General features: G+C 72.0%; 19 protein-coding genes. 8 read left to right on the forward strand and 11 right to left on the reverse strand.

The window, feature by feature from the left end; genetic code table 11:
* Nucleotides 1-27 precede the first annotated feature (27 nt).
* Nucleotides 28-522 (reverse strand): hypothetical protein, encoded by a 495-nt coding sequence (locus ACFYNS_RS26340; protein ID WP_388605384.1) that lies wholly within the window; start codon nt 520-522, stop codon nt 28-30.
* A 391-nt stretch (nt 523-913) separates the two neighbouring features.
* On the opposite strand from ACFYNS_RS26340, the gene ACFYNS_RS26345 reads away from it, so the two are divergent.
* A complete protein-coding gene (locus ACFYNS_RS26345; RefSeq protein WP_360297089.1) occupies nt 914-1,387 on the forward strand; it encodes a hypothetical protein in 474 nt (157 codons plus the stop codon).
* A gap of 87 nt (nt 1,388-1,474) precedes the next feature.
* Here the strand turns inward: ACFYNS_RS26345 and ppc are convergent, their stop codons facing one another.
* The gene (gene ppc / locus ACFYNS_RS26350) at nt 1,475-4,225 is read right to left on the reverse strand and encodes a phosphoenolpyruvate carboxylase (protein WP_360297086.1); all 2,751 of its coding nucleotides are present in this window, start codon (nt 4,223-4,225) and stop codon (nt 1,475-1,477) included.
* Between the two features lie 427 nt (nt 4,226-4,652).
* Here ppc and ACFYNS_RS26355 point away from each other — a divergent pair, with 427 nt between their 5' ends.
* The 3 genes from ACFYNS_RS26355 (at nt 4,653) to ACFYNS_RS26365 (ending at nt 7,383) form a co-directional block, all read left to right on the forward strand.
* The gene (locus ACFYNS_RS26355) at nt 4,653-5,801 is read left to right on the forward strand and encodes a fatty acid desaturase (protein WP_360297059.1); all 1,149 of its coding nucleotides are present in this window, start codon (nt 4,653-4,655) and stop codon (nt 5,799-5,801) included.
* A 73-nt stretch (nt 5,802-5,874) separates the two neighbouring features.
* Complete coding sequence (locus ACFYNS_RS26360) at nt 5,875-6,540, forward strand: TetR family transcriptional regulator (protein WP_019355465.1); 666 nt, start codon at nt 5,875-5,877, stop codon at nt 6,538-6,540.
* Between the two features lie 213 nt (nt 6,541-6,753).
* On the forward strand, nt 6,754-7,383 hold the full coding sequence (locus ACFYNS_RS26365) for a GNAT family protein (RefSeq protein WP_360297054.1): 630 nt from the start codon (nt 6,754-6,756) through the stop codon (nt 7,381-7,383).
* Between the two features lie 44 nt (nt 7,384-7,427).
* Here the strand turns inward: ACFYNS_RS26365 and ACFYNS_RS26370 are convergent, their stop codons facing one another.
* On the reverse strand, nt 7,428-8,231 hold the full coding sequence (locus tag ACFYNS_RS26370; RefSeq protein WP_388605387.1) for a trans-aconitate 2-methyltransferase: 804 nt from the start codon (nt 8,229-8,231) through the stop codon (nt 7,428-7,430).
* 72 nt (nt 8,232-8,303) lie between these two features.
* On the opposite strand from ACFYNS_RS26370, the gene ACFYNS_RS26375 reads away from it, so the two are divergent.
* Both ACFYNS_RS26375 and ACFYNS_RS26380 read left to right on the forward strand, forming a co-directional pair.
* A complete protein-coding gene (locus ACFYNS_RS26375) occupies nt 8,304-8,801 on the forward strand; it encodes a MarR family transcriptional regulator (protein WP_360297049.1) in 498 nt (165 codons plus the stop codon).
* A 54-nt stretch (nt 8,802-8,855) separates the two neighbouring features.
* Nucleotides 8,856-9,617, forward strand: a complete 762-nt coding sequence (locus tag ACFYNS_RS26380) for an SDR family NAD(P)-dependent oxidoreductase (protein ID WP_388605390.1) — start codon at nt 8,856-8,858, stop codon at nt 9,615-9,617.
* Nucleotides 9,618-9,717: 100 nt separating this feature from the next.
* Here ACFYNS_RS26380 and ACFYNS_RS26385 read toward each other — a convergent pair whose 3' ends face one another.
* The 5 genes from ACFYNS_RS26385 to galT form a co-directional block, all read right to left on the reverse strand.
* Complete coding sequence (locus ACFYNS_RS26385; RefSeq protein WP_360297044.1) at nt 9,718-10,140, reverse strand: PPOX class F420-dependent oxidoreductase; 423 nt, start codon at nt 10,138-10,140, stop codon at nt 9,718-9,720.
* Nucleotides 10,141-10,268: 128 nt separating this feature from the next.
* Nucleotides 10,269-11,183 (reverse strand): LuxR C-terminal-related transcriptional regulator, encoded by a 915-nt coding sequence (locus ACFYNS_RS26390; RefSeq protein ID WP_360297041.1) that lies wholly within the window; start codon nt 11,181-11,183, stop codon nt 10,269-10,271.
* A gap of 380 nt (nt 11,184-11,563) precedes the next feature.
* Entirely contained in the window at nt 11,564-12,730 is a 1,167-nt protein-coding gene (gene galK, locus ACFYNS_RS26395) for a galactokinase (RefSeq protein ID WP_388605392.1), read from the reverse strand.
* The gene (gene galE / locus ACFYNS_RS26400) at nt 12,727-13,725 is read right to left on the reverse strand and encodes a UDP-glucose 4-epimerase GalE (protein ID WP_360298820.1); all 999 of its coding nucleotides are present in this window, start codon (nt 13,723-13,725) and stop codon (nt 12,727-12,729) included. Before galE ends, galK begins: the two co-directional genes overlap by 4 nt.
* Before the next feature lie 93 nt (nt 13,726-13,818).
* Complete coding sequence (gene galT, locus ACFYNS_RS26405; RefSeq protein WP_388605395.1) at nt 13,819-14,931, reverse strand: galactose-1-phosphate uridylyltransferase; 1,113 nt, start codon at nt 14,929-14,931, stop codon at nt 13,819-13,821.
* A 258-nt stretch (nt 14,932-15,189) separates the two neighbouring features.
* Here galT and ACFYNS_RS26410 point away from each other — a divergent pair, with 258 nt between their 5' ends.
* On the forward strand, nt 15,190-16,860 hold the full coding sequence (locus ACFYNS_RS26410) for a sodium:solute symporter family protein (protein ID WP_360298814.1): 1,671 nt from the start codon (nt 15,190-15,192) through the stop codon (nt 16,858-16,860).
* A gap of 28 nt (nt 16,861-16,888) precedes the next feature.
* On the forward strand, nt 16,889-17,200 hold the full coding sequence (locus ACFYNS_RS26415) for a hypothetical protein (protein ID WP_360298811.1): 312 nt from the start codon (nt 16,889-16,891) through the stop codon (nt 17,198-17,200).
* A gap of 106 nt (nt 17,201-17,306) precedes the next feature.
* Here ACFYNS_RS26415 and ACFYNS_RS26420 read toward each other — a convergent pair whose 3' ends face one another.
* From ACFYNS_RS26420 to ACFYNS_RS26430, 3 genes are all read right to left on the reverse strand, one after another.
* On the reverse strand, nt 17,307-17,981 hold the full coding sequence (locus tag ACFYNS_RS26420) for a LuxR C-terminal-related transcriptional regulator (RefSeq protein ID WP_360298809.1): 675 nt from the start codon (nt 17,979-17,981) through the stop codon (nt 17,307-17,309).
* A 274-nt stretch (nt 17,982-18,255) separates the two neighbouring features.
* Entirely contained in the window at nt 18,256-20,049 is a 1,794-nt protein-coding gene (locus tag ACFYNS_RS26425) for a hypothetical protein (protein ID WP_360298806.1), read from the reverse strand.
* 149 nt (nt 20,050-20,198) lie between these two features.
* Entirely contained in the window at nt 20,199-21,743 is a 1,545-nt protein-coding gene (locus ACFYNS_RS26430) for a PQQ-binding-like beta-propeller repeat protein (protein WP_388605399.1), read from the reverse strand.
* Between the last annotated feature and the right edge of the window lie 3 nt (nt 21,744-21,746).

The following is a 21,746-nucleotide window of genomic DNA, read 5'->3' on the forward strand; positions in this document are numbered from 1 at the left end:
CCGCCCTCTCGTCTCGGCCCGATCGGCTCAGTGCAGCAGTCGGGAGATCTGCGAGGGCGGCAGTTCATTCCCGTCTTTGCCGAGCAGCTGCGCGCCGATCTTCCGGTCCTCCTCGCCCTGGTACTCCTTGGAGAAGTCCAGGTGGTTGGAGATGTGGGCGCACCCTTGCAGCACGGTGTTGACCTGCGATGTCCAGAACTTCGCCGTGCGGGCGAGTTCCGCCCCCAGCAGGAACGAGTGGGCCTTGAGTTGCGATGCGGCGCGTTCGGTCGCGCCGACGCCCTTGCCGCCCGCACCGCCGGAGAGGTCGGCTGACGTACGGAGCTTGCGCCAGAGTGTGTAGGCGGCGTGCCCCACGCGTCCGAGGTCGTCTCGTTCGAGGACCAGCCATCCGGATCCGTCCATCCGACTACCGCCCCCTGGGCCGGTGTCCGGTGAAGTGGCCTGGTTGAGTCGCATGGCGGTCGAGTCCGTGCCGCCCGCACTGCTCTTGAGGGCGCTCCACTCCTGCTCGAAGGACATTCCGTCGATGACTCCGTTCGACTCCGGGACAACAGGTGCTACCGAGGGTGTTTCTACCGTCACGCGACAGTGTGTGCGGCGAGGTTAGTGGAACCGCCACTCCATGGGGAGAGGAGTCGGGTACTCCGGGTGACGCGCGGGGCGGCGTCCACCGCGGCTCGAGCCCCGAGTGCGTGCGCAGGGGGCGCGGGCACCGGAAGCGCCCCGGCGCGGAATATGACGTTCCGAAAGGGTCACAAGGGCGGACAAGCCGTCCGGCGCAGGTTGACCGGCCACCGACACGTGGCCAAGGATCTCGGCCATGTCTTCCAGACCCGCCCGGGCGCCCGCCCGGACCTCTGTCCGGACGTCCGCCCGCAGTTCCGCCCGGACCAGGAGCAAGCGCGGCCGGATGCGGCGGCTCGGCGAGAGCGCCTTCGGGATGCTGCTGCTGGTGCGCGCCGGGCTGCTGGCGCTGGTCGCACTGGTGCTGGTGGTCGCCGGGGTGTGGACGTCGTGGGACACGGCGTCCACCGCCATGGCGGGGGACGAACGCGGCACCGTCACCGTGCGGTCGTGCGAGGACGACGAGTGCTCCGGGACGTTCCGGAACGAGAAGAGGTCGCGGTCCGAGCAGGTGACCGTCTCCGAGTTCGTCTCGGGAGGCGAGGGTCGGACGCTGGAGGTGGCCGTGCAGCCCGGTACGGACCATGTCATCCGGACCGGTCCCGCCGGGGTGCTGTACGCCTGGGTCCCGCTGGGCGGGGCGCTGCTGCTGGCGTCGCTGGTGATCGCCGGCGGCCTGCGGATGCGCAGGACCGCGGTGACGACCGGAGCCTGCGGGGCGCTGATCATGGGCGGGGCCTGGGCGCTGCTCACCTTCTGAGGGAGCGGCACCCAGGCCCCGGCCAGTCGGCGCCAGCCGGTCGGCCCCGGCCACCCGGGCTCCGGGCCCGGGGTCGTGCGCGGGCGGTCAGCCCGTGTTGCGCAGGCCCGCGGCGACGCCGTTGACGGTGAGCAGCAGTGCGCGGCTCAGGTTCTCGTCCGGCTCCTTGCCCTCGGCCGTGGCCTGCCGCTGGCGGTGCAGCAGGGAGACCTGGAGGTAGGAGATCGGGTCGAGGTAGGCGTCGCGGATCTTCAGCGTCTGCCGGAGGACCGGGTTGGCCTCCAGCAGCTCGCTCTCGCCTGTTATGCGCAGCACTTCCTCCACCGTGCGGGCGTGTTCGGCCTCGATGGTGGCGAACACGTGCCGCAGCTCCTGCGGGACGAGCGTCTCGATGTAGTGGCGGGCGATCCGCAGATCGGTCTTGGCCAGCGTCATCTCGACGTTGGCCAGGAAGTTGCGGAAGAAGTGCCAGTGCGTGTGCGCCTCTTCCAGCACGCTGTCGAGTCCGGCCTCGCGGGCGGCCTTCAGGCCCGTGCCGACGCCGAACCAGCCGGGGACGATCTGCCGCGACTGGGTCCAGCCGAACACCCACGGGATGGCGCGCAGCCCGTCCAGCCCCGCGCCGGTGTCGGGGCGGCGGGAGGGGCGGGAGCCCAGGTGGAGTTCGGCGAGCTGGTCGACGGGGGTGGAGGCGAAGAAGTACGCGGGCAGGTCCGGGTCCTCCACCAGGTCGCGGTAGGCGCGGTGGGCCGCGTCGGAGACGGTGTCCATCGCCGCGTCCCAGCGGGTGAGGGCCTCGTCGGACTGGCGGGGCGCGGTGTGCAGGGCCGACGCCTGGAGGGTGGCGGAGACGGTCAGCTCCAGGTTCTCCCGCGCGAGGGAGGGCACCAGGTACTTGTCGGAGATGACCTCGCCCTGCTCGGTGACCTTGATCTCGCCCTCCAGGGTGCCCCAGGGCTGGGCGAGGATCGCGTCGTGGGTGGGGCCGCCGCCGCGGCCGACGGTGCCGCCACGGCCGTGGAAGAGCCGCAGCCGTACGCCGTGCCGGTGCGCCACGTCGCGCAGCCGGCGCTGGGCGCGGTGGATCTCCCACTGGCTGGTGGTGATGCCGCCGAACTTGGAGGAGTCGCTGTAGCCCAGCATGACCTCCTGGAGGTCGCCGCGCAGCGAGACCAGCTTGCGGTAGGAGGGGTCCGAGAGCATCGCGTCGAGCAGTTCGTCGGCGATCTTCAGCTCGTCGGTGGTCTCCAGCAGCGGCACGATGCCGATCTCGGCCCAGCCGGCGTGCAGGTCGATCAGTCCGGCCTCGCGGGCGAGGACGGCGGCGGCGAACACGTCGTCGGCGCCCTGGCACATGGAGATGATGTACGACTCGACGACCTCGGGGCCGAAGGTCTCCAGCGCCTTGCGCACGGTCTCGAAGACGCCGAGGGTCTTGGCTCCGGCCGCGTCCAGCGGCGCGGGGCTGGGGGAGAGCGGGCGGCGCGAGCGCAGCTCCTTGGCCAGCAGCCGCTGCCGGTAGTCGCGCGGCATGTCGGCGTAGCGCCAGGACTCCTCGCCGAGCCGGTCGAAGAGCTGGCCGAGCGCGTGGTGGTGCGCCTCGGCGTGCTCGCGCACGTCCATCGTGGCCAGCTGGAGGCCGAAGGCGGCCATGGTGCGCATGGCGCGCTCCAGCCGGCCGTCGGCGACCAGGCCGCCGCGGTGCTCGCGCAGCGAGTCCTGGAGGAGGACGAGGTCGTCCAGCAGCTCGCCGGTGCCCAGGTAGTCCCAGCCTTCGGTGTGCGGGAGCTTCTCGGCCAGCCGGGTGCGGGTGTTGAGCAGCTTCTGCCGGATGCAGGTGGCCTTGAGCCGGTAGGGCTCCTCCGCGTTGAGCCGCTTGTAGCGGGGGCTGATCTCCGGCAGTCGCGCGAGGTCTCCTTCGAGTGAGTCCAGCAGCGGCTGGGTGGCACCGCAGTTGCGGATGGAGTTGGAGAGGGCGCCGCGCAGCTCGTCCACGTGTGCGAGCGCGTCGCTGATGCCGTGCTCGTGCTGGAGCAGCAGCACGTCCCAGGTGACCTGCGGCGTCACGTTGGGGTTGCCGTCGCGGTCGCCGCCGATCCAGGTGCCGAAGGTCAGCGGGCGGGTGCCGGGCGGCAGCGGTGCGCCGGCGCGCTCCAGCTCGGCCGCCAGGTCCTCCAGCACGTCGCCGACGGCGCCGCGGTGCAGCTCGTCGAGGTAGTAGATGGCGTTGCGCGCCTCGTCCGCGGGCTCGGGGCGGGCGACGCGCAGCTCGTCGGTCTGCCAGACCAGGTCGACGTTCTCGGCGAGCCGCAGATCGGTGCGGCGGCGCTCGGCTCCGCCCAGCTCTCCGTCCGACTCCTCCAGCAGCTCGGCGATCTTGCGCAGCTTGGTCAGCACCGAGCGGCGGGCCGCCTCGGTGGGGTGCGCGGTGAAGACGGGGCGTACGGAGAGGTGACGCGCGGTGTTCGCCAGGTGCGCGGGGTCGGCGTCCTTGAGCATGTCGGCGGTGCGGGCGAGCATCCCGCCGTCCCCGGCTCGGCGCTGGCGCAGTTCGCGGCCGCGGTGCACCTGCTCGGTGACGTTGGCGAGGTGGAAGTAGGTGGAGAAGGCGCGCACCAGCTTGGTGGCGGTCTCCAGGTCGGTCTCACCCAGCAGCTCGGCGGCTTCCTCGCCGTTGCTGCGGGTGAGGGCGCGTACCCGCTCGACGAGGTCGAGCAGTTCCGCGCCCTCCTGGCGGACGAGGGTCTCGCCCAGCAGGTCGCCCAGCCTGCGGATGTCGGCCCGCAGTGCGGAGGTGGACTCGGCGGCCTCGACGCTCTCGGTGCTGTCCGGGCTCACCGCGTCGGCGGCGGTGTGGGCGCCGGCTGGACTCTCGGGGGTGTCGGCGCTGCGGCCGCCCGGGGTCTCCGCGCCGGAGGGCTCCCTCGCGGAGCCGTTCCCCGCCGTCCCGGGGTCACCCGATCCGGGCGCGTTCCGGGGCGGCTGGGGGGTTCGCTGGTTGCTGTCGGCGCTGCTCACAGGTGCGGCTCCCTTGCAGGGTTGCTTCCCTTGCGGGGTTGCTTCGGGCAGGTGGCGGACCGCGCTGTCCGACGGGACCAGGATAGGTCGGCCGCCGAGCGGCACAGCACTGCCGTCCGGGGGATGGGCACGGCGGCGCGTCCCGCCCCGGCGTGCACCCCCCTTGTCCCATGACTTACGGCTGCCATACTTACGACGCCGTAGGTTACGGAGCCGTAGCCAAGCCGAGGTCCAATGAGGGACATCTATGACGACAAGCCCGGACGTGCTCGACAGTTCGCCACAGCCCGCCCCCGCCGACTCGCCGGAGGCCGCGTCGGCCTCCCCCGCCACCGGACCGCAGACAGGCAGCACCGCTTCCGCACCGCTGCCGTCCGCGACGCTGGGCGGCGAGAAGCGGCGCTCGGCCGAACAGATCGCACTGCTGCTGTTCATCACCGTTCCGTTCATCGGACTGGTGGCCGCGGTGCCGCTGGCCTGGGGATGGGGGGTGAGCTGGCTGGATCTGGGGCTGATGGTCGCGATGTACTACATCGGCTGCCACGGCATCACCATCGGTTTCCACCGCTACTTCACGCACGGTTCGTTCAAGGCCAAGCGGCCGCTGCGGATCGCGCTCGCCGTGATGGGCTCGCTCGCCGTCGAGGGCCCGCTGGTGCGCTGGGTCGCCGACCACCGCAAGCACCACAAGTTCTCCGACGCCGAGGGTGACCCGCACTCGCCGTGGCGGTACGGGGAGACGATCCCCGCGCTGATGAAGGGCCTGTGGTGGGCCCACGTCGCATGGATGTTCGACGAGGAGCAGACGCCGCAGTACAAGTACGCGCCCGACCTGGTCAAGGACCCCGCGCTGCGCGCCGTCTCCCGGCAGTTCGTACTGTGGACGGCCGTCTCGCTGCTGATCCCGCCGGTGGTCGGCGGACTGGCCACCTGGTCGTGGCAGGGCGCGGTGACCGCGTTCTTCTGGGGCTCGCTGGTGCGCGTCGCACTGCTGCACCACGTGACGTGGTCGATCAACTCCATCTGCCACGCGGTGGGCAAGCGCCCCTTCAAGTCCCGGGACCGGTCCGGCAACGTGTGGTGGCTCGCCGTGCTCTCCTGCGGCGAGTCCTGGCACAATCTGCACCACGCCGATCCCACCTGCGCCCGGCACGGCGTCGAGCGCGGACAGATCGACTCCAGCGCCCGCATCATCCGCTGGTTCGAGAAGGCCGGCTGGGCGTACGACGTGCGCTGGCCGAAGCGCGACCGGCTGGACGCGAAGCGCGGCACCGACGGCCCGCGGCGCCGGAAGCCGGAGCAGAGCGTTCCGCAGGGCCCGGAGCAGGACCCGGCGCCGGAGGGCACCGCCGGCTCGGACTCCCGCCGTCCGGAGCAGCCGGTCAGGGCGGCATGATGCTGTGCTGACCCAGGGGCCACTCCAGGCCCATGGGGCCCCAGCCAGCCAGCCGACAGGGAAGGCCCCTCCCGTGCCGACCGACGAGACGACGCCGCCGTCCAGCGGCAGCCCCAAGAAGCGCGCCCGCCGCCGGATGACCGGCAAGGAGCGCCGCGAGCAGTTGCTGGACATCGGCCGCACCCTCTTCGCCGATCGCGGCTTCGAGGGCACGTCCGTCGAGGAGATCGCGCACAAGGCCGGGGTGTCCAAACCGGTGGTCTACGAGCACTTCGGCGGCAAGGAAGGTCTGTACGCGGTCGTCGTCGACCGGGAGATGCGGCGCCTGCTGGACATGGTGACCGGAGCGCTCACCGGGGGCCACCCCCGCGAGCTGCTGGAGCAGGCCGCGTTCGCGCTGCTCGACTACATCGAGCAGTACACCGACGGCTTCCGCATCCTGGTGCGGGACTCGCCGCTCCCCCAGTCCACCGGCACCTTCGCCTCGCTGATCTCCGACATCGCCACCCAGGTCGAGGACATCCTCGGCCGCGAGTTCAAGAACCGCGGCTTCGACGCCAAGCTCTCCCCGCTCTACGCCCAGGCCCTCGTCGGCATGGTGGCCCTGACGGGACAGTGGTGGCTCAACGTCCGCAAACCGAAGAAGGCCGAGGTGGCGGCGCATCTGGTCAATCTCGCCTGGCACGGCCTCGACGGCCTGGAGCAGAAGCCCCGCCTGATAGGCCACCGCCGGTCCTGACCTCCGGCGACGCGGGCGTCCGCTGCCGGGGCCCGGCAGCGCGCGGCCGGCGCCGAGGGGCGCCGGCCGCCGCGCGGGTGGGCGCCCCTCGGCGGGGAAGCCGCTCCGGCGCGGAGCAGCGCTCGGAAATCCGTTCGGGCCGGGGCGGGAGATGTGCGAAGCTCCGTTCGCGGTGTGCCCAGGGGGGCGCACACGGGAACGTGGAGGACGGCGATGTTCGGAATACCGCTGGATGACGACGGCACCGAGCTGGGCCCGCTCGAACCGTGGCAGGCCGAGGAGTTCCTGGCCCACATCGAGCGCGGGCGGGAGTTCATCGGCCGGCACGTCGGGCTGGCGGACGCGAACCGGGACCTGGAGTCGACCCGCGCCTTCCTCACGGCGTACGCGCAGAAGGCCGCCACCGACACCGGGCGGATCCTCGGCATCCGGACAGCGGAGGGCACGCTGGTCGGCGGGGTGCTCTTCCGCACGATGGACGTGGCGCAGGGCACCGCGGAGGCGGGCTGCTGGCTGGAGCCTGCCGCGGTGGGCCGGGGCCTGGTGACCCGGGCTGTGCGGGTCCTGATCGACTGGGCGGTCGAGGAGCGCGGCATCCACCGCGTGGAGTGGCAGGTGCCCTCGGCGAACGAGCCCAGCATCGCGGTGGCCCGGCGCCTGGGCATGACGAAGGAGGGCGTGCTGCGGGAGATGTTCCGGTACCGGGGCGAGCGGAGCGACATCGAGGTCTGGTCGGTCCTGGCCCCGGAGTGGCGGGCCGCCCGGGCCGCCGGACGGGCGGCCGGGTCCGACCGCCGCGGCACCGGCCCGGAATCGGTGGACGCGGCCCCCGTCGGCGCTTGACGGCGCTGCGTCCCCGTCGTGCGCTTGACGGAGCTGTGTCCCCGTCAGCGCTTGACGGCGACGACGAAGACGCGGCGGAAGGGGAACGCCGTGGTCCCGTCGGCGCCGCGCGGATACGCCTGGCGGAGCGCCGCCGCGTATTCGGCGAGGAAGTCGTCCCGTGCGGCGGGATCGTCGGCCAGCGCGGCGAGCACGGGACGGAGGGCGGTGCCCTTGGTCCATTCGAGCACCGGATCGGTGCCGGTCAGCCGGTGCAGGTAGGTGGTCTCCCAGGCGTCGACGGCGCAGCCGCCGGGGCCGAGCGGGGCGAGCAGATCCGCGTACCGGGCCGGGGTGAGCACCGAGCCGGAGCGGGGCTGCGCACCGATCCGGTCGCGCCAGCGCGCGGAGTTGCGCAGTGCGCTCAGCAGGGTGTGGCTGGGCGCGTCGAAGTTGCCGGGCACCTGGAAGGCCAGGGTGCCGCCGGACGGCAGGGCCGCGAGCCAGTCGGGGAAGGCGTGCTGGTGTCCGGGCACCCACTGGAGGGCCGCGTTGGAGAAGAGCAGCCCGAAGTGCTCGGCGGGGTCGGGGCGCCAGTGGGCGAGGTCGGCGTGGGCGAAGTCGAGGCGGCCGGGGCGGGTGTGTCTGCCGGCTTCCCGTAGCATCTCGGGAGCGTTGTCGTATCCGGTGATGTGCGCCTCGGGCCAGCGTTCGACCAGCGGGAGGCTGGGGCCGCCGGGGCCGCAGCCGAGATCGGCGATCCTGGCGTGTGGCTGCCCCGGCAACCGCTCGGGTACCTGCGCCAGGAGATCGCGGACGGGGCGCAGCCGCGGCCCGGCGTGCCGGAGATACTGCTCGGGGTCCCACATGGCAGCAGGGTGCCCCCAGCCGTATCTTGACGTCAAGAGACTTCACGTCGACACAACCTCTACACTGATCCCATGGAGGACGAGGTCGACCGTTTGGTGGCAGCTTGGCGCCGGGAGCGCCCTGACCTCGACGTTGAGCCGCTCGAGGTGCTCAGCCGGGTCAGCAGACTGGCCCGGCACCTGGATCGCGCCCGGCGCATCGCCTTCTCCGAGCACGGCCTGGAGCCGTGGGAGTTCGACGTGCTGACCGCGCTGCGCCGGGCGGGCACCCCCTACCAGCTCTCCCCCGGTCAACTGCTCACCCAGACCCTGGTCACTTCGGGCACGATGACCAACCGCATCGACCGCCTCGCCAAGAAGGGGCTCGTCGAACGGCTGCCCGACCCCAGTGACCGGCGCGGCGTCCTGGTCCGGCTCACCGCCGAGGGGCAGGACCGGGCCGACAGCGCCCTGGCCGGACTGCTCGACCAGGAGCGCGCCATCCTCGTCGAGCTCTCCCCCCTGCAGCGCGGCGAACTCGCATCGCTGCTGCGGCAGCTGACGGCTCCGTTCGACAACATCCCCGGCTGAGCACACTCCCGAGCGCCCTACCCCGGCGGGTACCCGGCCCGTACGATCACGCGCATGGCCATGGGCGCGCGGTTCGAGGGACGTACGGTCGTCATCTCCGGAGGCGGCCGCGGCATCGGTGCCGCGACGGCACACCGGCTGTCCGACGAGGGAGCGGCAGTGGTCCTCCTCGACAAGGAGGAGGCCGGAGCACACCGCACCGCGCGGGAGATCACGGCCTCCGGCGGGCGGGCCGCGTTCGTCCTCGGAGACGTCACGGACGAACCGGCCTGGCAGCGCGCCGTGGAGACGGCGCACGCGGGCTTCGGTCCGGTGGACGGGCTCGTGTGCAACGCGTCGCTGCTGCACGAGGGCGCCGCCGACCGGATCTCCGTGCCCGTGTGGGAGGCCCAGCTCGGGGTGAACCTGACCGGAGCCTTCCTCGGGGTGCGCGCCTGCCTCCCGGACCTGCGAGAACAGGCCGGCACGGTGGTGCTGACCTCCTCCGTGCAGGCCCTCGCCGGACTGCCCGGACGACCCGCGTACGCCGCCGCCAAGGCGGGGCTGACCGGACTCGGCCGCCAGCTCGCCGCGGAGTTCGGCCCCCGGGTGCGGGTCAACTCCGTGCTGCCCGGCCCGGTCATGACGCCCGCCTGGGACGGAGTCGAGGAGGAGGACCGGCGGCAGGCCGCCGGGGAGACGGTACTCGGCCGGCACGGGCGTCCCGACGAGGTCGCCGCCGCCATCGCCTTCCTGCTCTCGGCGGACGCGTCCTTCGTGACCGGCGCCGAGTTGGTGGTGGACGGGGGGTGGAGCGCCGCCAGGAACGCGGAGTGAGTGACGGGGCGCTCAGCCCGTCGGCCCCGGCGCCGCAATCCGGGAGCGCACAGGCCCGCAGCCCCGCCGTCGTCCCCCTCGGTTCACCGCCCGCGGTCCCTCAGTCGGCGACGCCCGCGAAGGCGACGGCCCGCTCGACGCGGGCCCGCACCAGATACTCGCCCGGGACGGCGTTGCGCCTGCCGTACTCGTCCGCGCGGTCGGCGCCCATGTAGCGGCTGCCGAGCCGGGTGGCCCAGGAGCGCATCATCTCGAGGTCGTCGAGGAACTCGGCCGCCACGCACTCCAGCATCACGAAGCTGTACGGCGGCTCCTGGTCGTCCACACAGAGGGAGAAGCGGGGGTCCCGGCGCAGGGAGCGGTACTTGAGCGAGGCGCTGTCCACCGTGAACAGCAGCCGGCCCGCGTCGTCCAGCAGGAACCACACCGGGGTGACATGCGGGCGGCCGTCCCTGCGGGTGGTCGCCAGCTTGCCGGTGCGGGTGCCGGTCAGGACGAAGGCCCGCCACTGGGCCTCGGTCATCCGCTGCATTCTTCCGTCCTCCACAGCCGTCCGTCGGTCTCGGGTGAGCGAACGTCAGCCTAGGGCGGGGCACCGACAGCGGCCCGCCACTCGCATACCCGGCGGGGCGGGGCGGCGCGGCGGCCGGGTCAGCGCGCCCCCACGGGCTCCAGTTCGGCCGGGCCCACCCCGGCGCGCCGGGCCAGGGCCACCGCCTGCAGCGTGGAGTGGACGCCCAGCTTGCCCAGGACGTTCTGCATATGGGTGCGGACCGTGTGCGGCGACAGATACAGCCGCTCGGCGACGGCCTTCCGGCCCAGGCCCGCCACCATGCACCGCAGCACCTCGCGCTCGCGCGGGGTCAGCGACTCCACGAGGCGTTCGCTCTCGGTGCGGTGCTTGCGGCTGGCCGTCAACTCCCGGAGGACACCGGTGAGGAGGGCGGGCGGCAGGTGGGTCTCGTCCTTGAGGACGCCCCGGATCACCTGCAGGAGCCGGGAGAGCGAACAGTCCTTGGCGACCCAGCCGCCCGCGCCCGCCTGGAGCGCCGCAGCGGCGTGCCGGGGGTCGTCGCGCTCGGCCAGGACGACGGTGCGCACCGCCGGGTAGTCGGCCCGGACGCGTGCCACCAGGGGTAACCCGCCCACGGTGGCCGCCGGGGACGGCGGGTCCGCGGCGCCACCGGGGGCGGCGCCCGGGGCGCCGGCCGGTACCGGCGGAGCTTCGTCCGGGGCACCGAGCGGGGCGCCGGAGGCGGGCTTCTCGCCGTTGGTCCGCGCCGGGCCCGGCCCGAGCGGGCCGGCCTGGGCCGGGATCGGCACCGGAGCGGGCAGCGTTCCGTTCCCGGGCTGCGCCGACCCGTTCAGCGGTGCGCCCAGATCGGCGTCCACGAGCAGGATGTCGAACCGGCGGCCCTCGGCGGCGCCGCGCTCCAGATGGCGCAGCGCGGCCGGCCCGCTGCCCGCCGCGCCGACTTCGACATCCTGTTCGGCCGCGAGCGCGGCGGCCAAGGACTCGGCGAAAATGCGGTGGTCGTCGACCACCAGCACGCGAATACGTTGCATGGAACCCCCTGGCAGTGCGGGCACGGCGCCCATGCGCGGGAAAACGCGCCATCGACACGGCCGCCGCCGTGTTCGCTGTCTACCCCGCCCCCGGACGTCGTACCCGGCTGACTCGCCCCCTGATCAGCACCGGCCCCCACCGGTGCTGTGCACAAGGTTCAGAGTACGGGCGAGCTGTGACAACGGAAGGCAATTGACAAAAGTCGTTGTACTCGTATCCCCCTGGGGGCGCCAGGGCGCGTGGGGAGCGCATCCGTGCGGCCGCGCCGCACACGCGGATCCGGCCCGCTGGTCGACCGGGCGCGGCCGTCTCCGACCGGGAGGGGCTGCCGTCTCCGACCGGGAGGGGCTGCCGTCTCCGACCGGGAGGGGCTGCCGTCTCACAGACGGCGCGCGCCCGCGCTCGGCACCGCCTCGAACAGGTGCGGCACCGCATGGCCCGCCGCCTCGAACGCGGCGGTCACGGCCTCCCCGACCGCGCCGCTGCGGGAGTCCTCGGCCAGGACGATCGCCGAGCCGCCGAAGCCGCCGCCGGTCATCCGGGCGCCGAGCGCTCCGGCCGCGAGCGCGCTGTCGACCACCAGGTCCAGCTCCTCGCAGGAGACCCGGAAGTCGTCCCGCAGGGAGGCGTGTCCGGCGGTCAGCACCGGGCCCACCGCACGCGGGTCGCCCTGTTCCAGCAGCGCGACCACCTCCTCGACCCGCCGGTTCTCGGTGACGACGTGCCGGACGCAGGTGCGCACCCCGGGGTCGGGCAGCCGGGCGAGCGCGGCGCCCAGTTCCCCGTGCGGAATGTCGCGCAGTGCCCGTACGCCGAGGGCCGCGGCGCCCGCCTCGCACGCCCGGCGGCGTTCCGCGTAGGCGCCGTCGGCCAGGGTGTGCTTGACCCGGGTGTCGACGACGAGCAGCCGCAGCCCCTCGGCGGTGAGGTCGAAGGGTATCTGCCGCCGGTCCTGCTCACGGGTGTCCAGGTGCAGCACATGGCCCTCGGTGCAGCAGGCCGAGGCCGTCTGGTCCATGATTCCGCAGGGCATGCCCACGAAGTCGTTCTCGGCCCGCTGGCACAGCCGCGCCAACTGCTGCCGGGACAGCTCCAGCCCGTACAGCTCGGTCAGCGCGAGCCCGGTGACCACCTCCAGGGCTGCCGACGAGGAGAGCCCGGCGCCGGTCGGCACGGTGCTGGTCAGGTGCACGTCCGCGCCGCCGACCGGCAGTCCCGCCTCCCGCAGCGCCCAGCCGACGCCGGCCGGATAGGCGGCCCAGCCACCGTCGGCGCCGGGCCGCAACTCATCCAGCCGGAGCCGGTAGGCGGCGCCGGGCACATCGGCCGAGTGGAGCCGCAGGACGCCGTCGTCGCGCCGCGCGGCGGCCGCGTGCACGGTGTGCGGGAGGGCGAGCGGCATCACGAAGCCGTCGTTGTAGTCCGTGTGTTCGCCGATGAGGTTGACCCGGCCCGGTGCCGCCCAGGCGCCCTCGGGTGCGGCGCCGTAGATCTCCCGGAACCCGTCCCGCACGTCCCGGGTGTGCTGCCCGGTGTCACCGCTCACGCCGTGGCCTCCGGGGCGCGCTCCCGCTCGGTGTGCCGCGCGAACCGCCAGGCGTCGGACACGATCTCCGCCAGCCCGGTACGCCGGGGCTGCCAGCCCAGTTCCCGGCGGGCCCGCTCGGCGGAGGCGACGAGCACGGCCGGGTCGCCGCCGCGGCGCGGCGCGACCTGCTCGGTGACCTCGTGCCCGGTGACCTTGCGGACGGTCTGGACGACCTCGCGGACGGAGAAGCCGCTGCCGTTGCCGAGGTTGCAGACCAGGTGCTCGCCCGGGGCGGCCCGGTCGAGGGCCAGCAGATGCGCGTCGGCGAGGTCGGCGACGTGGATGTAGTCGCGCACGCAGGTGCCGTCGGGGGTGGGGTAGTCGTCGCCGTACACCGAGATCGCCGGGCGGCGCCCCTGCGCGACCTGGAGCACCAGCGGGATCAGATGCGACTCGGGGTCGTGGCGCTCGCCGTAGGGGGTGCCGTCGGCGGCGAAGTAGGCGCCCGCGACGTTGAAGTAGCGCAGCGAGACCGCGGCCAGGCCGTGTGCCCGGCACTCGCCGGCGATCATGTGGTCGACGGCCAGCTTGGACGCGCCGTAGGGGCTGGTGGGCGCCGCGGGGTCGGTCTCGGTGATCGGGGTGCTCTCGGGTTCGCCGTAGACGGCGGCGGTGGAGGAGAAGACGAGGGTGCGCACGCCGGCCGCGCGCATGGCGGCCAGCAGTTCGACGGTGCCGCCGACGTTGTTGCGCCAGTACTTCTCGGGCTGCTCGACCGACTCGCCCACCCGGGAGTGCGCGGCGAAGTGCAGGACGCCGTCGTAGGAGGAGTCCAGCACCCGGGCCGCGTCGCCCAGGCCGCCGCCGGCGAACTCGGCGCCGCCGGGGACGGCCCGCGCGAAGCCGGTGTCGAGGTCGTCCAGGACGGTGACGGTGTGCCCCGCCTCCAGCAGGTGGGCCGCCACGACGCTGCCCACATATCCGGCCCCGCCGGTCACCAGGTACTTAGCCATTGCGCCTGTCCTTTGCTCGGGTCGCTTCCGCGCGCACGCGGGCGCCGGGTGCGCCGGGTGCACCGCACACGAAACCACCTCTCGCTGTGCGCTTCACGACGCCACCTCGCGGAGCCGCTCGGCCGCCGCCTCCGGCGGCACGTCGTTGATGAACACGTCCATCCCGGATTCGGACCCGGCGAGGAACTTCAGCTTCCCCGGGGCCCGGCGGATGGTGAACAGCTCCAGGTGGAGGGCGAACTCCTCGCGGCTCGCGAGGCCCGCATCCGGGCCGGTGCCGAACGGTGCCTGGTGCCAGGCGGCGATGTAGGGGGTGCGGGCCGCGGGTTCGCCGAAGAGGCGGTCGAAGCGGCGCAGCAGTTCCAGGTAGATCCCGGGGAACTCGGCGCGGGCCGGCTCGCTCAGCCCGAGCAGGTCGGGCACCCGGGAGGTGGGGTGCAGGTGCACCTCGTAGGGCCAGCGCGCGGCGTGCGGGACGAAGGCGATCCAGTGCTCGCCCTCCAGGACGATCCGCTCCCCGGCGGTGCGTTCGGCGGCGACCAGGCTCTCGAAGAGGTTGCCGCCGGGGCCCGCGGCGTGTGCGGCCAGGGAACGCAGCATCCGGGCGGTCCGCGGGGTGGTGAACGGGTAGCCGTAGATCTGGCCGTGCGGGTGGGAGAGGGTCACCCCGATCTCCTCGCCGCGATTCTCGAAGCAGTACACCTGCTCGACGCCCGGCACGTGGGACAGCTCGGCGGTGCGGTCGGTCCACACGTCCAGGACGAGGCGGGCCTGCTCCTCGTCCAGGTCGGCGAAGGAGGCGCGGTGGTCGGAGGTGAAGCTGACGACCTCGCAGCGGCCGGCGCCCGGCATCTGCCGGAAGACCCCGGCGGAGCCGTGGGCCTGCTGCGGGCCGGGCGCCCCGTGGAAGGAGGGGAAGCGGTTCTCGAAGACGGCGACGTCGTAGTCGGACTCCGGGATCTCGCTCATCCGCCCGTCGCGGGAGGGGCACAGCGGGCACTCGTCGGCCGGGGGGTGGTAGGTGCGGGCGTTGCGGTGCGCGGTGACGCCCACCCATTCGTCCAGCAGCGGATCGTGCCGGGCCTGCGCGTGCGCTTCCATGGCGGGCATCGGGCGCCGGTCGGCGGCGGTGCGGACGGCGTCGTCGTGGAGGTCGTAGTAAACGATCTCGCGGCCGTCGGCCAGACGGCCTGAGGTCTTCTTCACCGGGTGGCTCCTCGCTCCTGGACCTCAAACATAATCACACACAAGGAACCACGAGCCAACAGAGTCTTCAACAGGGGGCAGCGCCGGATCCCGACCCCTCACGGCGGGGAACAGGACGGGCGAAACCAGACAAAACGATGAGGTCAACCGTCGACATTCATCACAATCAAACAAACTCCCGCAACAGGACCTTTCAAAAACTGAAACCTCGGCGGTACGTTCACGTGCGTTCCGATCGCGCAATGAAGCGAGTGACCCATGTTGCACTTGGCCGAAGGGCTACGGCTCCCCACCAACGGACTCGACTACACACTCCTCGGCATCTACTTCGCCGTCGTGCTCGGGATCGGCTTCGCCGCCCGGCGCAGTGTGAAGACCAGTCTCGACTTCTTCCTCTCCGGCCGGTCGCTCCCCGCGTGGATCACCGGCCTCGCCTTCGTGGCGGCCAACCTCGGCGCCACCGAGATCCTCGGCATGGCCGCCAACGGCGCCCAGTACGGCGTCTACACCGTGCACTGGTACTGGATCGGCGCCATCCCGGCCATGGTCTTCCTCGGCCTGGTGATGATGCCGTTCTACTACGGCTCCAAGGTCCGCTCGGTGCCCGAGTTCCTGCTGCACCGATTCGGCCCCTCCTCCCACCTGCTCAGCTCGATCATCTTCGCCGTCTCCTCGGTGCTGATCGCGGGCGTGAACCTCTACGCGCTCGCACTCGTGCTGAAGGCGCTGCTGGGCTGGGAGCTGTGGATCTCCATCGTGGTGGCGGGCTTCTTCGTGCTCGCCTACATCACGCTCGGCGGTCTCTCCTCGGCGATCTACACCGAGGTGCTGCAGTTCTTCGTCATCCTCGCCGCGCTGATCCCGCTCACCGTCGTGGGTCTCAAGCGGGTCGGCGGCTGGGGCGGCATCAGCGACACCCTCTCCGGCGAGAAGGGCGGCGCCTTCATGACCGCCTGGGACGGCACCGGCATCGGCTCCGCCAACCCGCTGGGCGCCAACTGGCTGACCATCGTGCTGGGCCTCGGCTTCGTGATGAGCTTCGGCTACTGGACGACCAACTTCGCCGAGGTGCAGCGCGCACTGTCCGCCAAGAACCTCTCGGCCGCCAAGCGCACCCCGCTGATCGCCGCCTTCCCCAAGATCTTCATCCCGGCGGTCGTGGTCATACCCGGCCTGATCGCACTCGTGATGGAGCCGACCCTGGGCAAGCACGAGGACGGGCTGCAGTACAACGACGCCATCCCGGTGCTGATGCGCGACCTGCTGCCCAACGGTGTGCTGGGCATCGCGGTCACCGGTCTGCTGGCGGCGTTCATGGCCGGCATGGCGGCCAACATCTCCTCCTTCAACACCGTCTTCACCAACGACATCTGGGCCGCGTACCTGAAGAAGGACCAGCCGGACGCGTACTACGTCAGGACGGCCCGCTGGGTCACCGCCGTCGGCGTGCTGATCGGCATGGGGACCGCGTTCATCGCCTCCTCGTTCAGCAACATCATGAACTACCTGCAGACGCTGTTCTCCTTCTTCAACGTGCCGCTGTTCGTCGTGTTCATCATCGGCATGTTCTGGAAGAAGACCACGCCGGCCGCCGGTTTCTGGGGCCTGCTGAGCGGCACCGCCGGCGCGATGGTGAACTACTTCTGGTTCTACAAGCACGGCGTCATCGACATCCCCAGCGACCAGGGCGCCAACTTCGTCTCCTCGATCGTCGCCTTCGTGCTGGGCGCCGCGGTGATGGTGGTCGTCACGCTGTTCACCCGGTCCAAGCCGGTCGAGGAGCTCGCGGGGCTGGTGTACGGCACCCGGTCGCCCGGCGCGGAGGAGCCGCCCGGCGAGGGCGACGACGCGTGGTACCGCAGGCCCGCGCTGCTGGGCTGGGGCGCGGTGATCCTCGCGGCCCTCTGCTACATCCCCTTCTCCTTCTGAGCCCCGACGCGAAGGACACTGAACCGCAATGAACGACAACAGCACCGAAAAGCCCGCCGCCCGGCAGGTGGCCGACGACGTCGAGGAGCTGGAGCGGCGCTCCCGTACCGCGGCCCGCCTCTTCGACGTACGGCGCATCATCGGCGGCCTGTTCGTGGTCTACGGCGTGCTCGTCACCCTCGCGGGGGTCTTCGCCTCGGACGAGGACCTGAAGAAGGCCCAGGACATCAACATCAACCTGTGGACCGGACTCGCCATGCTGGTCCTGGGCCTGGGCTTCCTGCTGTGGCTCCGCCTCAGCCCCACGATCCCGCCGCCGGCGCCGGAGGACGAGGAGTAGGCGGCTCCCGGTCCCGTCCGCGGCGACCGGAGCCGCGGAGACCGGAGCCGTCGGCCGCCGGAGTGCGGACTGCACCTGGACCCGGCGTGCGCGGCGCGCGCCGGGCTCAGCCGCCCGCGCCGCCGACCCGCTCCAGCAGTCCGGTGCGGGCGGCGAGCGCGGCCGCCTCCAGGCGCGAACCGACCCCCAGCTTCATCAGCACCCGCTGCACGTGAGTGCGTGCCGTGCTGGGGGCGATCCGCATCCCGGCCGCGATCAGCCGGGTGTCCTCGCCCTCGGCGACCCGCACCAGCACCTCCACCTCCCGCGGGGTGAGCATCTGCAGCAGCCGGGCCCCCTCGTCGTCGGGCTCGGCGGCCGGATTGAGCAGCTCGGCGAAGGACTGGCTGAGCAACTGCGGCGCGACGGCCGCCTCACCGGCCCGCGCCTTGACCATGGCCCGCTCGACGCCCTCGATCCGCTCGTCGTGCCGCACATAGCCGGACGCCCCCGCCGCGAAGGCGGAGGCGATCCCGCGCGGGCTCGGTACCGGACCGAGCACCACCACCGCGATCTGCGGCTTCTCTCTCTTGATCCGCACCACCGGATCGAAGACGCCCGGCTCGGCGGGCGTCGCCGTGCCCAGCAGGCACACCTCCGGTGCTCTGCTGATGACCAGTTCGGCCGCGCCACCGCTGGGCGCGGCCGCTGCGAGCACGCGGTGCCCGCGCAGCTTCAGTGCCGAGGCAAGGGCCTCGGCGAGCAGGCGGTGGTCGTCGACCACCATGAGCCGCACGCTCATCAAGCTCGCTCCCCCCACACACGCTACGGATGGCCCCGCACCCCCCTGCGCAGCCCGTCTCTTGTTCCCCGGGAAGCTACACGCTCACTCGGCGTTCCGCGCCCCTTACGGGCTGAAATCCCCGAGGGAGGGCTTGAAGACGGCCCCCGGAACGGCCGACGGCCCGCCACGGCGTGCCGTGGCGGGCCGTCGGGGGCCGTCGGGGGCGATCAGGACGGAGACGGTTCCCCGGCCCCGCGCCGCGGCTGCGCCGCCGCGCGGGGGTCCGGCGGGCTCACTGCGGTCCGAAACCGGCCGCCAGCTTGTCGAACGGGTCGTCGTAGTCGCTGTCGGGCTTGGAGACGGTCGAGGAGTTCAGGAAGAGCTTGCCGTTCTGGAAGCGCAGCGGCTCCCGCAGACTGCTCGCACTGATGTTGAACGCCTGCTCGCCCTCGCCCTGCTCGACCTGCGGCATCTTCAGCAGCAGCGTCTGCTTCCCCTTGCCGGGCTCGATGCTGACGACCTCGCCGCCCGCGTCGTAGTCCGGCAGCTTGTAGGCGAGGAGGTTGGGGCCGTCCATCCGGATCGGCACGAAGCTGCGCTTCTCCCCGGCCTCGGCCTTCCACTTGGTGTTCCCGCTGTCGAAGTCGAACGCCATGATCTCGTTCGTCCGGCCGTACTCGGCCTTGCCGCTGTGCTCCTCCGTCGCGAGGTAGACGGTGTCCTTGCCCACCGCGATGTTGTAGCAGCTGTCGACCTCGACGCCACAGGGGCGGACGTAGTTGTCGTCGATCGAGATCCGGGCCTTGAGCTTCTTGTCCGCACCGACCGTCATGACGTCGCTGGTGAGTTCGCTCCCGGCGCCGACCACCAGGACGAGCGGGTCGGTGGAGGCGATCCGCACGTTCTTCGCGCCCTTGGGCACGTCGAACTTCCAGGTGGCCTTGCCCTTGTTCTTCGGGTCGAGCCGCTGCACGCTGATCTGCGGCTTGGAGAAGCTGCCGCACTCGGTGACCGCGTACAGCTCCTTGCCGCCCGAGTAGCCCTCGTCGCGGCAGGTGCTCGACTTGCTCTTCCACAGCTGCTTGCCCGAGGGGATGTCGTAGGCGGCGGAGCCGCCGATCCACGCGGTGGCCACGGTGTCGCCGCTGATGGCCACGTTGTCGTTGGACGACTCGTCCTTGGCGCTGGACATCTTCTCGTCCATGACGATCTTCCCGGTGTCCAGGTCGACCGCGACCATCCGGTTGCAGGACGCGTTGCTGGAGATCGTCTCGCGCACGACCATGGCCACCTCGTGGCGCTTCGTCATGCCGTTCGAGGCGCTGCACACCTCGCCCTTCAGCGAGACGGGGGACTTCTGCTCGTTGGTCTTGAGGTCCACGATCAGGAGTTCCTTGACGGACACCTTGGCGAACACCTTGTCCGTGGCCCAGGATCCGGGAACCTTGGTGTAGTCCTTGACCTTGGGGTCCTCGATGTTGAACAGCTCGCCGCCCTTGGTGCTCTTGGGCTTGGTCTCCAGGCCGTTGCCCTTGGACTTCTGCGAACTGCCCTTGGACTCGTCCTTCTTCCCGCTCTCGTCATCACCGCGGGTGAACAGGAACACGCCCGCACCGGCGATCAGCACCACCGCGACGGCAGCCGCGATCAGGGCGATGAGCTTGGTGTTCTTCTTGCCGCCCCCGGGGCCTCCGGGTACGCCGGGCCCCCCGGGCCCCTGGTATCCGGGCGGCGGCTGCTGACCGTAGGGGCCGGGTTGGCCGTAGGGCGCAGCCGGCTGGCCGTAGGCCATGGTGGGCGCGCCGTGCTGGCCGTCGGCCGGCGGACCGGCAGGTCCGGGCGGGCCGGGCGGCGGTCCGGGCGGACCCGGCGGCGGTCCCGGAGGACCGGGCGGGCCCGGCTGCTGCGGATAGCCGTAGCCGCCCGGCGGTGGCGACTGCGGGGGCTGCGGCGGCTGCTGAGGCGGCTGTCCGGGCTGCTGCGGATAGCCGTAGGCCGGCTGCCCCTGCGGATCACGCGGGGGCTCCTGCGGTGCGCCGAAGCCCCCGGACGGCGGCTGGCTCGGTGGCGGAGGCGGCTGCGACATGACATTCCCTTGGTACGGGCAGACCGCGCGCCCGGCGCCTCAAACCCCCGTAGGGCCGAGCGAATCGGACATCATGGCCCACCATCGGCAGACTTCTGAGCGGACATTCTTTCTACCACCGGACTCCCGGGACCCGGATCCCGGTTCCGTCACCGTCCGGTACCGAACCCCATGGCCATCGGAGCCTTCTCCTTGGCATCGGTGTCGTTCTTCCCGTACAGCAGGCTCCGTTGCAGGAAGAGCCGGCCGTCCACGTAGAGCGCGGGGGCGCTCCTGCTCATCGTCGGCACCCGGAAGCGGCTCTGCTGCTCGGCGGTCTCGTCCGGCAGCCGCAGCAGCCCGTGCTGCTCCCCGTTCCCCGGGGACACGCTGACGACCTGGCCGCCCCTGTCGTAGGTGGGGGTCACGTACGCGATCGCCTTGTCGTCCTGGGTCCCGATGGGGAACACCGTGCGGCCCTCGCCCGCGCTGGACTTCCACTTCGGCTCGCCGCTGTGGAAGCCGAAGCCCATGACCTCGTTGGTGCGGGAGAGGGAGTCGTCGCTCTTGCCCGAGTGCTCCTTGGTCGCGATGTAGACCATGTCCTCGGTCGCCACGACGTTGAAGCACGCCTCACTGCCCAGATTGCCGATGCCGCAGCCCGGTTCGTAACGGTCGCCGAGGCTGAAGGTGGCGGCGATCGAACCGTTGTCGTCGATCGTCATGACCTCCGACTCCGTTTCGTCCCCGGTGCCCAGCACCAGCACGATGGGATCGGTGTCCACCACGCGGACGGCGCGCCCGTCCTTCAGGTTGTGCGGCAGCCGCATGTCCCAGGTGGAGTGGCCGGTCTTCGGATCGAGCTGGTTGAGCGTCAGCGAGTCGTCGCACTCCAGGACCACCAGCAGCCGGGCACCGCCGCCGTACCGGCTGTGCTCGCAGGTCTCCCCGGTCTCCTTGCTCTTCCACAGCGGGTCGCCGCCCTCGATCGGGAAGGCGGCGAAGCCGCCGATCCAGGAGAGCGCGACCGTGTCCTGGGCGACGGTCAGGTTCATGTCGCCGCCGCCGAAGATGGTGTCACCTATGGGAATGGGCTGATCCCACAGTTTCTTGCCGGTGTCGAGGTCGAAGACGGCGACGGCGTTGCAGCCGCCGCTCCCCTTCTCGAAGGCGACGGCCGTGCGGTGGTCGTCGGTCATGTGCGGTGACGCCGCGCAGATCGGGCCGCCCAGCGGGATGCGCCAGGCACGTTTGCCGTTCATGCGGTATCCCTCGATCGCGTTGATCGAGGACTTGGCGTAGATCTTCGCTGTGACCCAACTCCCGTCGGCACCCTGGGCGTCCTTGACGTGCGTGTTCGGCTGTTCGAGAGAGAAGAGCTGCTTCGCGTGGCTGCCGCCCGGGACGCCCGCCTGGGAGCCCCCGCCGCCCTTGTCGTCCTCGCCGCCGAGGGAGAACAGCCATATGCCGCCCGCGACCAGCACCACGGCGATCACCGCCGCGAGGATGCGGACCGCCTTGGGGCTGCGGCCGCGCGGCGCGAACGGTCCGCCGGCCCCCGGTGGCGGGGGCGGTTGCTGCGGGCCGGCCGGGTGACCGCCGTACGGCGCCTGGCCGAAGCCCGGTCCGGACGGCGGCGACGCGGGCGGCGCGGCGGGAGGTGCCGGCGGCTGCTGCGGTGCCGACGGCTGCTGCGGGACCTGCTGCGGTGACACGTG

The sequence above is a fragment of the Streptomyces sp. NPDC006925 genome (assembly GCF_042869575.1).
Classification (GTDB): Bacteria; Actinomycetota; Actinomycetes; order Streptomycetales; family Streptomycetaceae; genus Streptomyces.